The organism is Winogradskyella epiphytica (assembly GCF_003217215.1).
GTDB classification, from domain to species: Bacteria; Bacteroidota; Bacteroidia; order Flavobacteriales; family Flavobacteriaceae; genus Winogradskyella; species Winogradskyella epiphytica.
This window is the reverse complement of sequence record NZ_QJTD01000001.1, coordinates 253,740-267,601: the sequence shown is the minus strand read 5'-3', so window position 1 is coordinate 267,601 and position 13,862 is coordinate 253,740. Positions and strand designations below refer to the sequence as shown.

The window sequence follows — 13,862 nt, the reverse complement described above, 5'->3', positions numbered from 1 at the left end:
TTAGTTCTGTTTTTCTTCTATACTTTTATCTGTCGCTTTTTCTTTAGCTTCTTGCTTTTCTTCAGCGGCTTCTCGTTTAGCTTTTCGTTTTTCTTTTCTTGCATCTCTAGCGCCAATAATAGCATCCCAAAGCTGACTCACGTGGTTGAATTCTTGGGTAAATATCAGCGCAATGCCACTAACAATGGTTTGACCATCGATAACATTTTCAAATTCACTTTTTCTGAATCCTTTTAATCGATATCTGCCATCTTCGGTTATGGCATATTCTAAACTTACATTGCCAATTAAAGGTGCTTCTTCTCCTGTATTACTACTACCTTGAATATCGACTTCGCTACCAACTCTAACGGTTAATCTATCATTGAATAATTTCTTTTGTGCCGCAATATCTAGTTGAGTACGATCCGTTGGGGTATCACCTTGATAATCTGTATAACTATTAAGACCAAAATCGAGTTCTATACCAGAACTTCCAAGTAATTTGTCAGAAAACATATTTAGCTGATCGGAAACAGCGTCGTTTAAGTTGTTTCTTGCTATAGTTGCAAAACCACCTGAACTACCATCACTTCCGGAATCTGGATAAAATCTGTTGAGTACTAAAAGCGAAAATACTTGACGGTTGAGTTCTCCTTCTTGCTGATTTACCTGCTGTACTCGTCCGTAAACCTGTCCGCCAATGGCTCCTTGATTTTCTTCAGGCATATCTAATCCAAATGAAATTTTAGGTTGTAAGAGTTCGCCATCAATATTGAGATACACATTGAATGGTAGTACCTGTTTATATTTATTTTTTACTGAAGGATCTGCATTCACCATTTGTGGCGCCATCAGTGCAGAAGCTGAGGTTTCTAAATTATAAATGGCTCGTACGTCTAATTTGGCATCAAATGGGTCTCCAGACCAAGTCACGCGACTGCCTTTAGCAATTAAAAATTTACGATTCACTAAGTTGTACAAATTGAGTTCATAATGCCCATCTGAAATCTCATAAGAACCTGTAAGAGTGAGACGACCGTTAGGTAACATGGTGAAAATGAAATCACCTTCGCCTGACACTTTAAAATTATCACCAGTTTCTTCATCGATAACAATTGTAATAGCTGCGTCTTTACCTATATTTAGCAATGCTGAAATATCAAAGCCTTTAATTGTTGCTGTTTGCTCTTCGGTCTGAGTGAGAATAGCATCTGGATCTTCTCGATTGACAAAGGTGACCACACCATCTCGTTCTTCAATACTGGCTACTGACGAAGGCATAACATAAGTAAAATCAGTATCTGAGCTTAAGTTTAATTTGGCATCTAATTTCGGAATTTGTAAGTCACCTGTGAGTTTAGCATTGGCATCGAAACTCGCTTTTCCATAGAATGCTTCATTATCTTCTTTCGTGGCGTTTAAGACCTGAAAGTTAGTGGCATTTATGCTTAAATCGAAAGAAGGATTAACAAAACTCTCTGTTCCTATATTTCCGGAAAGCACTAAAGTATTCTCATTTTCATCTCGAATGGTAAAGTCGGTCATGGAAATCCCTTCATTATTAATATGAAGTGTTTCATTTGCCATAATAAACTTAGTGTTAAGTTTTGAGATATTAAAACCAGCATTATCAAAAATAAGTGTGCCATCATACCTTAAATCTGAAACAGAGCCAGTAACTTTAAAGTCGCCTGAAAAACTTCCTTCTGAATCTTTAACCTCGCCTAAAGATAAAGTATTGAGTGCTTTCATTTTAAACTCATTAATGTCAAAATCGAGATCGAGATTTGCTTTATTGTTGGTTACGGTATAATCACCTACTAGATCGAAATCGACATCACCGCCTTTAAGACCTGCATTGAAGGCGTAACTATCGTCACCTAATGAATTCCCATTAATGCTTAATGTGCCTAAATCAGTTTTAAGAACTTTGAATTGTTTAATACTTAAATCGGCTAAGATTCCTGTGTTTACAAATGGATCTTCAAGAATAAAATTTCCATTTAACTCACCCGTTGCAAGTTGTTCTTTGGGATTTAAATAATAAAAAACTTCATTGATATTAAATCTCTCAAACTGTAGCGCAATATGTTTACTTTCAATTGTACTTAGTTGATTTGTAAGTGCAATGGACTGGTTATTTCTCGTGATTTTAAAATCATAGAACTCAAGGTTCTTTTCGGTTAGAATAATTTCATTTCCTTTAGGAATGGTCCATTTTTCCTTATTGAGCACTAAACTATCTGGGTTTATAGAAAGTCTTAAGCGATCCCGATTACCCGTGATTTTGCTATTCACGTTCATTAGCTTTTCATCCTTATAATATCCCAAGAAGTTTAAAGATAACTCTTGATTAGTCTGATTCCCAGTTATAATAGTTTTAGGAACATCCAATGGTCCTGCATTGATATTTTTAAATCCAAGATAAAAGTTGAAATTGTCTTTATCTGTATTCATGGTAAACATGAGACTATCTAATGTATTGCCACTATAGTTAATATGAGGCGCTGTGATATTGGCATCAAGTTTTCTGGCTTTTTCGTTAAAATTAACATCAATATCGATGGTGTCTACATCTCTAGCGTTAACCAAAAACACATCATTAAGCAATGGCGATTGTGAAATATTACCAGTGAGCTTCAGGTTTACAAAATTGGTGATGCTGTCTGATAGGGTTTCATCTCTATAAAAATAACTCATCACATGTCGTCTGATAGCCTTGCTAAAATGTTGCGGATCAGAATTCGATTGTAAGTCCATATTTATCATCTTATTTTTTACAAAAACAGATGTGGTGTCTTTATCTACATGTGCCTGAGCGTTTACATCTCCTAATAAATAAGTTCTATTATCGTAAACAATAACGCCATTGTCAACAAATGCACTGGCATCATAGATTTCAGCATTACCTTTAAAGTTAGCTTTTACCTTCATAGCCGTTCTCACATTACGGCTCATTAAGCCGAGCGATTGAAGATTAGCGCCAATAACATCAAGTTCTAAATTGACTTCTGGTGAAATGGAATCTAAGACGATCCAAGCATCTAAATTTGCATTCAAATTATGGTCTTTATAAGCCGAGTGAATATGACCAGAGCCATCTTTTAATTTACCTGTAAGCTGAAGGTCTTTTATCTCATAATTATTCAGTTGGAATTTTGAAATGGACCCCTCGAATGTAGCATTAAGCGAATTCATGTCTTTCCCATTTCCTTCAGATGTTAAGCTTAAGCTTAGCGCACCAAACTTAGGATTATTTAGTAGTTCATTGACTTTATAATCATCAATAGTCACTGTGGCGTCATATTCAATAGTATCTGAATTACTAAAACTTCCATCTACCGTAGCAATACCTTGCGTGGTCGTTAATTTTGCATTAGTTGAAATAGATTCAAGATTTCCCTTGAGTTGCGCAATAAGTTGAACGTCTTCTGGTAAGCTGGCACCTAATTCTTCTTCACTTACAAATTGAAGGAGATCAGCTCGTTTCGTAATTGCTGTAAACTCAGGAATATTAAATGACAACAATTCCGGATTGCTTATATTTTGAAGGTTGCCATTAGCTGAAATTCGAGTTGTTTTTCCCCAGTTCAACCTTACATTGGTTAAATTAATTGAAGCTAATGTCCCTGTAGCGTTTAAGTGACCTGATAACTGTTTTTTACTTAGACTGTTGAGGTATTCATTATTTTTTAGGCTGGGTTGAAATTTAAATAGTTCCGATAATGACAGAGAAAGTGTTGGTAAATTGAGATTTACACGCGTCGATTCCGGATGTTCGATGAGCTGAGAAAGCGAATGATAATTTAAATGAGCAAAACCAGAAATTCGATTATTATTTAAACTGAAATTTAAGTTGTCAAACCTCATTTGATCATTTGTGGCTTTATAATTAACAGCTAATTGTTTGAGGTTTAACCCAGAAGTTTCATTGAAGTTAAACTGACTTATATCAAGTGTGGCTTTCTTGTCTTTTAAGGATAGATTTTTAGCCTGAAGCGTTAATTCAGATAAGGAAATAGCATTAGGATTAAAAACCCCTTTTTTTGATGTTGCACAGCCAACATTATAATTAATGCTGTTGTTTTCAAAATCTATAGCATCGACATTTAATTTTAGTTGCGGCCAATCGAAAGTAGCGATATCAGCTTTAGCTTCATCTTTTACTTCATCAATTTTTTGACTGAGTCCATTAAATTCGGCTTCAGTAGTTAAACTGATTTTAGAATTTTTAAGGGTTATTTTTTTAAGGTTGAAATCATTATCTACTAAATTAATAATCGGAACTTCAGTAGAAAATTCGGATATGTCTACATCTGCAATGATTCGGTCTGGTTGTGATTCGTAGTAGGCGACAACATTCTTTAGAGATATATTTTTAAAAGATAATCTTGGTAAGGGAACATCTGAAGTTGTGGTATCTATAGCCACGGGTTTTTGTATAAACTTAATAGTAGCATTGCTAAGCTCGAGGTTACTCGCCTGAAAAATCATGTCTTCAACATTGGTGGTTTCCATGTTGGCCTTCAACTTTCCTATTTTAAACTTAGAATCAATTCCTGCTACGGCATCATTAAATACGATATCAAAATCTTTGAAATTTAAATGACCAATAACCAGATTGAGTGGAGTAGAAGTAGTGTCCGTAGCAACCGTTGTGGTATCGGTTGTAGCAAATGCATCAATGAGGAACTGAAAATTATATCCTGAAACACTGTCTTTTCTAATAATGTTGGCACGAAGGCCATCCCAATCAAGAGCGTCAACACCAATGGCTCCGCCTTTAATCATTTTTAATAATGGAATATTCGCTTCAACCGATTTCGAATAGACTAAAGTATCGCCTTTTTTGTCTTCTAGATAGAGACCGTCGAGTTGGATATCGCCATCGAAAGTGATAAATAATTTATCTATGACAACTTCAGTACCTGTTTTATCAGAGATATAATTAATAGTTTTATCTACAATAATGCTTTGTCCCCAAGGACTTCTTACGAAGAGAACAATTAAAAATAAGAGTAAAGCGATACCTAGCAGAATACGTATTATTCTGCGAAACCAACGAAATTTTCGTTTTTTTGGTGCTTTGTCTTCGGTCTTATTCAATACGCTAATATATGCCAACAAATTTAGGGTATTTACTTTAATCAAAATCGATATTAACCCTTTTGTAAACTTATATATTACTTAAATTAATTTGAAAGGACCTTTTTTATAATTAGTTGTTCGGAGTCACGCTACAAATTTTTTCTTTAGAATGGCAACTTTGGCTTCAACCTTAAAAATAGGTTTCAAAAATCGAGCTAATTGATCATATTCTATCAAGAATGCATCATGACCATGAATAGATTTTATTTCGTGAATAAAAACGTTGTCTTTCAAACATTTTAATTCTACAAAAGATTCCCAATTATCATCTGGTTTAAAAAACAAGTCTGAGTTGATGGTTATAATATGAATATTACTTTCAATTTTTGAAGCTACAGCTAAGAATGAATTTCTGCTTCTCGTAATGTCTATGGTTTTTAAAATTTGGTTCATCAGTTTGTATGCCGTCACCTGAAAACGATTATCTAGTGCCTTACCGTGATATGATAACCAAGACTCAACATTAAAGAGAGCGTCTACTTTTTTAGAGCGTTCAAATTTTTCCTTTAATGATGCAGGAGTACGATATAATGTCATCGCGTGCATTCTTGCATCAACCAAGGGTTGAGAGGAATTGTTTAGAATCGCATCTTGAATGTGACAATTTGCAATAATCCAATCTGTAGATTTCCAATCAGTAGCAATAGGAATTAAATGTTGAATTAATCGTGGTTTTAAGGCTGCCAATTCCCAAGCGATTCCGCCTCCAACCGAGCCACCAATTAATGCGAATAACTGATGAATACCCAATTGTTCGAGAGCTAAAGCAAATAATTTAGCGATATCTCTAGCTGTAAAATCTTTGTAATTTTCAATCAGGTGTCCTGGAATATTATCATAGCCATTCCCTGGAATATTGAAGCTAATTATGGTATATTCATCTGTGTTTATGCATTTGTTTTTTCCGATAATATCATTCCACCAACCAGTTTCTCCAGTCACATTTGAATTGCCGGTAAGAGCATGGTTTACTAGAATAATTGGTGCGGTATATAATGCTTTGCCAAAAGTTTGGTAAGACAAATTTAAAGTGAACGTCTTAGCATTTTCAGTTCTGTAATTTTGAATTGTTATATAGTGTAGTTGTGCCATTTCTTATCAATTTTTAGCCGCAAACTCTTTTTCTACGGAAATTTTTAAAGCTGTTTTATATTGAAGGCTGTCTTTGATAGGGCAACGTTCCTCTACAATTTGAAGCCATTTTGCTAAATCTATAATACTGGCATTGCACTCAGGTATAAAATTGACATGAATCGATTTGAAACTTGCATCCTGATTAGTATATAACGATGGTTTCGGTAATAATTCGCCAGATACTTCAATTTTTAAATTTTTAATTGTGAACCCTAATTCATTAGCTGCTGAATGTCCAATCACATTAGCAGTACCTGCAAATCCAGCTAAAATATATTCTAAGGGATTCGCATTAGCGTCAGAGCCACTTAAATCTTTAGAGTCGTCAACTATTAAGGTAAATTGTCTTGATTGTCCTATGAATTGTGTCGCAGATAAACTGTCTCCTACGACAGAGAATTTTAAATCACTCATTGTTTGTTTAATTTTGAAGGTTGAAATTGAATACCAAAAGTCCTTTGAAATGTAACTGAGAGCTAAGTTGAAGCATAAGTTAATTGTGATGTTTCAACACTACTCAGACAGACATTACTTCAAGGAAGTTTGAAAGAAACTTTAATTAATGTTGAAGCTTTTTTTGTCGTTTTACGAAGGAAAAAGCATTTTTCAAATCATCTTTTAAATCTTCAATATCCTCGATGCCTACAGACAACCGAATTAAATCTTTAGTGACGCCAGCACTTTCTTGGGCTTCATCACTTAATTGCTGATGAGTTGTACTTGCAGGGTGAATGATGAGTGATTTGGTATCTCCTATATTGGCTAATAGTGAAAATACTTTAGTGTTGTCGGAAATAGTTTTTGCAGCTTCAAAACCGCCTTCTATTCCAAATGTTACAACACCACTTTGCCCTTTTGGTAAATACTTTGTGGCTAATTTTCTATATCTGCTTGATTCTAAACCAGGATAATTCACCCATTTTACTTCAGGCTGCTTTTCTAACCACTGAGCTAATTCTAATGCATTTTTACTGTGCTTTTGAATTCTAAGCTCTAAAGTTTCTAAGCCTTGGATAATTTGAAATGAATTAAACGGACTCAATGCAGCGCCATAATCACGTAAGCCTTCAATTCTAACTTTTGCAATGAAGGCAGCTGTGCCTATAGCTTCACTATAAATTAGACCATGATACCCGGCGGAAGGTTCAGTAAATTCTGGAAATTTTCCATTGGTCCAATCAAAAGTGCCAGCATCGATAATAATACCGCCCAGTGATGTGCCGTTTCCAGTAATATATTTTGTTAAAGAGTGAATAACGATGTTTGCGCCATATTCAATCGGTTTTAATAAATAAGGAGTGGCAACAGTATTGTCTACAATTAAAGGAACTTTAAAGCCTTTAGCTTCTTTAGAAATCGCTTCGATATCTAAAACATCTAACTTCGGGTTACCTAAAGATTCTACGAAGAATGCTCGGGTGTTTTCTTGTGCTGCCTTTTTGAATTCTTCAGGATTCGAGGCGTCAACAAATGTTGTAGTAATTCCATGCCTTGGCAAAGTAACGCTCAATAAATTGTAGGTTCCGCCATACAAACTGCTCGAAGCCACAATATGATCTCCTGCTTTTAAAAGTGTTAATAAGGTCGTTGAGATGGCTGAGGTTCCGGAAGCTGTAGCAACTGCTGCAATTCCGCCTTCTAGAGCTGCTAAACGCTGTTCTAAAATGTCTGTCGTTGGATTGTTTAAACGGGTGTAAATAAATCCTGGAACAGATAGATTGAATCGTCCGGCTGCATCCTCTGAATCGTTAAAAACATAAGATGAGGTTTGGTAAATAGGAACAGCTCTTGTTCCTGAAGTTTGACTTACGTCGTGACCTGCGTGCAACGCTTGAGTTGCAAATTTTTGTGTACTCATTTTTCTAAGATTTTGAGTTAATTAATAATTAAACCAAAAGCCAAATAAGCCTCAATGCCTTGATTATAATCGAAGGAAGAAGCATACTAATAGAAAAATGTTATAAAGAAAATGCTAATTACAGATGGGTAATTAGTCTTGAGTTATCTATCCAATATGTCGATAAATGAATCGATATATTAAGTAGAATTTAGCACCTTCTCAGTAAATCTAAGGGTTGCTAAGGCTTCGTTGGGTCTATCCCTCCACCTTTCTTGATAACATTTCAGTAAGTGTTTGAACTTTGTGAGCACAAATATTGCAATTCAAAAGTAACAAATCCAAATTTATTTGTTCTTTTATGAAATATTAAAAAATATGAAGTGCTCTTATTTTGATTTATTTGTTCGATTCTTATAGGGAAATCGGAGGTCTTTGCCGATTTCCCATATCAGAATCTTGTTTTTGATTTACTTGAAATTATTCCTAAATAGTCACAGTTGAATTCGGATTTATACCAAGAATTGGAATAAATCAGGCTTATTGTTAAGGTAATCTCCGTAAAAGTGATGCAGTTTCATCTTTGTGATTAAAGGCTCTAAGTCTGCAGGAGATTTTAGCTCTAAACCTACGACAGCAACTCCATTTTCACGGCTTCCTTTTTTAGTGTATTCAAAATGTGTGATATCATCTGTTGGACCGAGAATATCAACAACAAATTCTCTTAAAGCTCCTGCTCGTTGTGGGAATTTGACAATGAAATAATGCTTCAAATTGGCATATAAAAGGGCGCGTTCTTTTATTTCGGTTGTTCGTGTAATATCATTATTACTTCCGCTAATCACACAAACCACATTTTTACCTTTAATTTCTTCGGCATATTGGTCTAATGCTGAAATGCTCAACGCGCCTGCTGGTTCTACAACTATAGCTTCTTTATTATAAAGATCTAAAATCGTTTGGCAGGCTTTTCCTTCGTCAACTAATAAAATGTCATGAAGGTTGTCTTTACAGATATCAAAATTTAAATTACCAACACGCTTTACAGCAGCACCGTCTACAAAACTGTCTATCGATTTTAATTCGGTATTTCTGTTGTTTTTTATAGATGTAGACATAGAAGCTGCACCTTTTGGTTCAACGCCTATAATCTTAGTTTGAGGAGATAAGATTTTGAAAACTGAAGATAATCCAGCAGATAAACCACCACCACCTATTGGTACAAAAACATAATGAATAGGATGCGCTGTCGCTTGGTCAATAATTTCTAATCCAACCGTGGCTTGACCTTCGATGACTTTTTCATCATTAAAAGGATGAATGAATGTTTTATTTAAACGCTCACAAGTTTCCATTGCAGCGTGATAGGCATCATCAAAAGTGTCTCCTACTAAAATCACATCGACATATTCTTCACCAAACATTTTAACCTGTTCAATTTTTTGAAGAGGTGTCGGTGTAGGCATATAAATCGTTCCTTTTATTTTCAGAAGTTTACATGAAATTGCTACACCTTGTGCGTGATTACCGGCACTTGCGCAAACAATTTCATTTTCAATTTGAGTAGAATTTAAGGAAGAAATTTTATTATAAGCACCTCTTATTTTATACGATCGGACTTCTTGTAAATCTTCACGTTTAAAATAAATATGAGCATCAAATTGTTTAGAATATCGCGCATTTTTGAGCAGAGGTGTTACTATAGCAACGCCTCTTAATTTATCCGCAGCAGCTTCCACAGCTTCTAATGTGGGTTTGTAGGTTGTGGTGGTGTCTTTCATATACATTTTTTCAAAAGTTTGTGATTATCCGTATAACTTGTCACTGTTGAGATTATGCCAATACAGAATCTTCAACTTCAGCGGTTTTAATCACCTTCATCGCTGTCATTGCAGCACGTAAACGCTGACCAACAGATTCGATAGGATGATTTCTTATAGCGTCATTCACCCTTATTAACTCTAAATTATCTACGGCATTGGTATTAGAAAAGGGTTTTCCAATTAGAGACGAGTCTACCGTTTTCATAAACTCGGCTAATAGAGGTTTACAAGCATGGTCAAATAAATAGCAACCATATTCTGCTGTATCAGAAATCACACGATTCATTTCAAATAATTTTTTTCTAGCGATAGTATTCGCAATTAAAGGGAGTTCATGAAGTGATTCGTAATAAGCAGAATCTTCTATAATACCTGCGCTTACCATAGTTTCAAATGCTAGTTCTACACCCGATTTTACAAATGCCACTAGTAATAAACCATGATCAAAGTACTCTTGTTCCGAAATATGATCTGTAGTTAAAGGTGTTTTTTCAAATGCCGTTTCGCCTGTTGCAGCTCGCCATTTTAATAAATTCACATCATCATTTGCCCAATCTTCCATCATAGTTTTAGAGAAATGACCTGAAAGAATATCATCCATATGTTTCTCGAAAAGAGGACGCATAATATCTTTTAATTCTTCAGATAATTCATAGGCTTTAACTTTTGCAGGATTAGATAAACGATCCATCATATTGGTGATACCGCCGTGTTTTAATGCTTCGGTAATGGTCTCCCATCCAAACTGAATTAATTTAGTAGCATATTCGGCGTTCACACCTTCTTCAACCATTTTATCAAAGCTTAGGATGGCTCCAGTTTGTAGTAAACCACAAAGTATGGTCTGTTCTCCCATTAAATCCGACTTTACTTCAGCAATAAAAGAAGATTCTAATACACCAGCTCTGTGACCACCAGTGGCAGCTGCATAAGCTTTAGCTTGGTCCCAACCCTTGTTTTCTGGGTCGTTTTCAGGATGAACGGCAATTAATGTTGGTACCCCAAAACCACGTTTGTATTCTTCTCTAACTTCGGTTCCAGGACATTTTGGTGCCACCATAATAACGGTTAAATCTTCACGTATTTTTGTGGCTTCTTCTACGATGTTAAAACCATGCGAATAGCTTAATGTCGCTCCTTTTTTCATTAAAGGCATGATGGCATTAACCACGTTAGTATGTTGCTTGTCGGGTGTTAGGTTTAGTACTAAGTCGGCCGTTGGAATTAATTCGTCATAAGTGCCAACGTTGAACCCGTTATCCGTCGCGTTAACATAGGATGGACGTTTTTCATCTATGGCTTGTTGACGTAGAGCATAGCTAATATCTAATCCGGAATCACGCATATTTAAACCTTGATTTAAACCTTGTGCGCCACAACCGACAATCACAATTTTCTTTCCTTTTAATGCATTTACACCATCTTCAAATTCTGAAGCGTCCATAAATCGGCATTTTCCTAATTGTTCTAATTGTTTTCTTAATGGTAATGTGTTGAAATAATTTGACATTGTTCTATGTTTTTTAGATGTCTTAATAATTTTAAAAAATCTTCAGTCTATTTTCTTTATCTAGCATTCTAGTGATGCTGTAACTCCTGAAGTAACGTTGATATTTTCATTTCGTCTTTGGTTACCGCAATTCGTCCCGCACGAGTGAATTGCATAATACCAAAAGGACTTAATTCCCTGTAGAGTCGATCAATTTCTTCCTTTTTACCTGATTTTTCAATAACGAAGAATTCTGCTTCAACAGTGACTATTTGAGCCTTGTTTTCATTAATTATAAGCTGAATTTGTTTGCCATCAAATAATAAACTCGACTTCATTTTAAAGATACACGACTCTTGATAAATGGTTTCAGCTTCAGTATGATAATAGGCTTTAATCACTTCGACTTGTTTTTCAATCTGACCGATTATTTTCTTCATTCGAACTTCGGAAAGATTAACCACCATAATCCATTTAGTGACATTTTCAATTTCTGAAACCGAAGAATTAATACTTTCAACATTGATATGTCTTCGTTGAAAAATACCCGAAATTCGATTCAGTAATCCGATATTATTTTCAGTATATATAGTTACAGTATATAGTGTATTTTGTTCGCTCATTTTGCTTATTTGTTTTACTCGCCGTGCTTAGCTTTGAGTGATTTTTTTGATTTTTTAGATGTGTGGCTTATTCTAATCTCATATCTGAAACACTTGCTCCTGTTGGAATCATAGGAAAAACATTGGCTTCCTTTTCAACACGAACTTCTAAGAAATAAGGACCATCGTGGTCAATCATTTCATTAACAGCAGCTTTTAGATCTTTTCTATCCACTACTTTTTGAGCTTTAATATCATAGCCTTTTGCTATGACCACAAAATCTGGATTAACCATTTCGGTTGAAGCGTAGCGTTTATCGAAAAATAACTGTTGCCATTGACGCACCATTCCTAAAAATTCGTTGTTTAACACCACGATTTTTACAGGAACCTGCTGTTGAAAAATAGTTCCTAATTCTTGAATAGTCATTTGATAGCCACCGTCACCAATGACAGCTACAACCTCACGATCAGGAGCACCCATTTTGGCGCCGATTGCTGCTGGAAGTGCAAACCCCATTGTTCCCAGTCCTCCTGAGGTTATATTACTTTTACTTTGGTTGTAGTTAGCATAACGACATGTGATCATTTGATGCTGACCAACATCGCTCACTATGGCTGCATCTCCATTAGTTTTAATGTTGATTTCTTTTAGTACCTCTCCCATAGTAATACCTACTTTAGTAGGATGAAGGTCGTCTTGAATTACTTTTTCATATTCAAGAGCATATAAGTCTTTGAATTTCTGATGCCACTCTATATGAGAATTAGGGTTTAATAGAGGTAGCAAGTTTTTTAAACTGTCTTTAGAATCTCCTAGAACAGCAACATCAGTCTTTACGTTTTTGTCAATTTCAGCAGGATCAATATCAAAGTGGATCACTTTAGCTTGTTTGGCATAGGACTCTAAATTTCCTGTAACGCGATCGTCGAAACGCATTCCAATGGCAATAAGGACATCACACTCGTTGGTTAGCACATTGGGTGCGTAATTTCCGTGCATCCCAACCATACCTACGTTTAATGGATGTGTAGAAGGGATTGCGGATGCGCCTAATATGGTCCATGCGGCTGGTAATCCTGCTTTTTCGATAACGGCTTTGAATTCGGCTTCCGCTTTACCTAGAATTACACCTTGTCCCCAAACAACTAAAGGCTTTTTGGCATTGTTAATAAGTTCTGCTGCTTCTAAAAGCGCGTTTAAATTAGTTTCAGGCACAGGTTTGTAACTTCTTATGGTTTTACATTTTTTATAAGAAAAGTCAAATTCTTCAAATTGGGCATCTTTAGTGATATCAACCAAAACAGGTCCTGGTCTTCCACTTCTTGCGATATAAAATGCTTTAGCTAAAACTTCAGGAATTTGTGAAGCCTTTGTGACTTGATGATTCCATTTGGTAACAGGCGTTGAAATTCCAACGATATCTGTTTCCTGAAAAGCATCGCTTCCTAATAAATGTGATCCTACTTGGCCTGTTATGCAAACTAGAGGAGTACTATCTATTTGCGCATCTGCAATTCCTGTGATTAGATTGGTGGCGCCTGGACCTGAAGTTGCTAAACAAACGCCAACTTTTCCAGATATTCTTGCATAACCTTGAGCAGCATGTGTTGCCCCTTGCTCATGCCGTGTTAAGACATGATGTAATTGGTCCTGATATTTATATAATTCGTCATAAACAGGCATAATCGCTCCTCCAGGATAGCCATAAAGAATATCTACACCTTCTGCTAATAAACATCTTATAACGGCTTCGCTACCGGAAATTCGCTCTGTAGTTTGAGTGGATTTCTGAGCTTGTGTTTTGTTTTGTATGGTTTGCGTTGTTTTCATACGATTTGTATTG

At 35.5% G+C, this 13,862-nt stretch carries 8 protein-coding genes and 1 riboswitch; all 8 genes read right to left on the bottom strand.

Annotated features, from left to right (window positions below):
* The 8 genes from DFQ11_RS01150 to ilvB all read right to left on the bottom strand — a co-directional run bounded on the left by DFQ11_RS01150 (position 1) and on the right by ilvB (position 13,849).
* Positions 1-5,088: a translocation/assembly module TamB domain-containing protein gene (locus DFQ11_RS01150; protein WP_110474796.1), complete on the bottom strand. Its 5,088-nt coding sequence runs from the start codon at positions 5,086-5,088 to the stop codon at positions 1-3.
* Between the two features lie 126 nt (positions 5,089-5,214).
* Positions 5,215-6,222, bottom strand: coding sequence for an alpha/beta fold hydrolase (locus DFQ11_RS01145; protein WP_110473799.1), 1,008 nt, complete (start codon positions 6,220-6,222; stop codon positions 5,215-5,217).
* A 6-nt stretch (positions 6,223-6,228) separates the two neighbouring features.
* Positions 6,229-6,678 (bottom strand): OsmC family protein, encoded by a 450-nt coding sequence (locus DFQ11_RS01140; protein ID WP_110473798.1) that lies wholly within the window; start codon positions 6,676-6,678, stop codon positions 6,229-6,231.
* Between the two features lie 145 nt (positions 6,679-6,823).
* The gene (locus DFQ11_RS01135; RefSeq protein ID WP_110473797.1) at positions 6,824-8,122 is read right to left on the bottom strand and encodes an O-acetylhomoserine aminocarboxypropyltransferase/cysteine synthase family protein; all 1,299 of its coding nucleotides are present in this window, start codon (positions 8,120-8,122) and stop codon (positions 6,824-6,826) included.
* A gap of 140 nt (positions 8,123-8,262) precedes the next feature.
* Positions 8,263-8,386: riboswitch (SAM riboswitch) on the bottom strand.
* A 227-nt stretch (positions 8,387-8,613) separates the two neighbouring features.
* Complete coding sequence (gene ilvA, locus DFQ11_RS01130; protein WP_110474795.1) at positions 8,614-9,882, bottom strand: threonine ammonia-lyase IlvA; 1,269 nt, start codon at positions 9,880-9,882, stop codon at positions 8,614-8,616.
* 52 nt (positions 9,883-9,934) lie between these two features.
* Entirely contained in the window at positions 9,935-11,434 is a 1,500-nt protein-coding gene (gene ilvC / locus DFQ11_RS01125; RefSeq protein WP_110473796.1) for a ketol-acid reductoisomerase, read from the bottom strand.
* 68 nt (positions 11,435-11,502) lie between these two features.
* Positions 11,503-12,036, bottom strand: coding sequence for an acetolactate synthase small subunit (ilvN, locus tag DFQ11_RS01120; RefSeq protein ID WP_110473795.1), 534 nt, complete (start codon positions 12,034-12,036; stop codon positions 11,503-11,505).
* Positions 12,037-12,103: 67 nt separating this feature from the next.
* Positions 12,104-13,849, bottom strand: coding sequence for a biosynthetic-type acetolactate synthase large subunit (gene ilvB, locus DFQ11_RS01115; protein ID WP_110474794.1), 1,746 nt, complete (start codon positions 13,847-13,849; stop codon positions 12,104-12,106).
* Positions 13,850-13,862 lie beyond the last annotated feature (13 nt).

Coding starts and splice junctions, on each gene's coding strand:
- ilvC (WP_110473796.1), bottom strand. CDS start 11,434: ATGTCAAATTATTTCAACACATTACCATTAAGAAAACAATTAGAACAA.
- ilvA (WP_110474795.1), bottom strand. CDS start 9,882: ATGAAAGACACCACCACAACCTACAAACCCACATTAGAAGCTGTGGAA.
- DFQ11_RS01140 (WP_110473798.1), bottom strand. CDS start 6,678: ATGAGTGATTTAAAATTCTCTGTCGTAGGAGACAGTTTATCTGCGACA.
- ilvB (WP_110474794.1), bottom strand. CDS start 13,849: ATGAAAACAACGCAAACCATACAAAACAAAACACAAGCTCAGAAATCC.
- ilvN (WP_110473795.1), bottom strand. CDS start 12,036: ATGAGCGAACAAAATACACTATATACTGTAACTATATATACTGAAAAT.
- DFQ11_RS01145 (WP_110473799.1), bottom strand. CDS start 6,222: ATGGCACAACTACACTATATAACAATTCAAAATTACAGAACTGAAAAT.
- DFQ11_RS01135 (WP_110473797.1), bottom strand. CDS start 8,122: ATGAGTACACAAAAATTTGCAACTCAAGCGTTGCACGCAGGTCACGAC.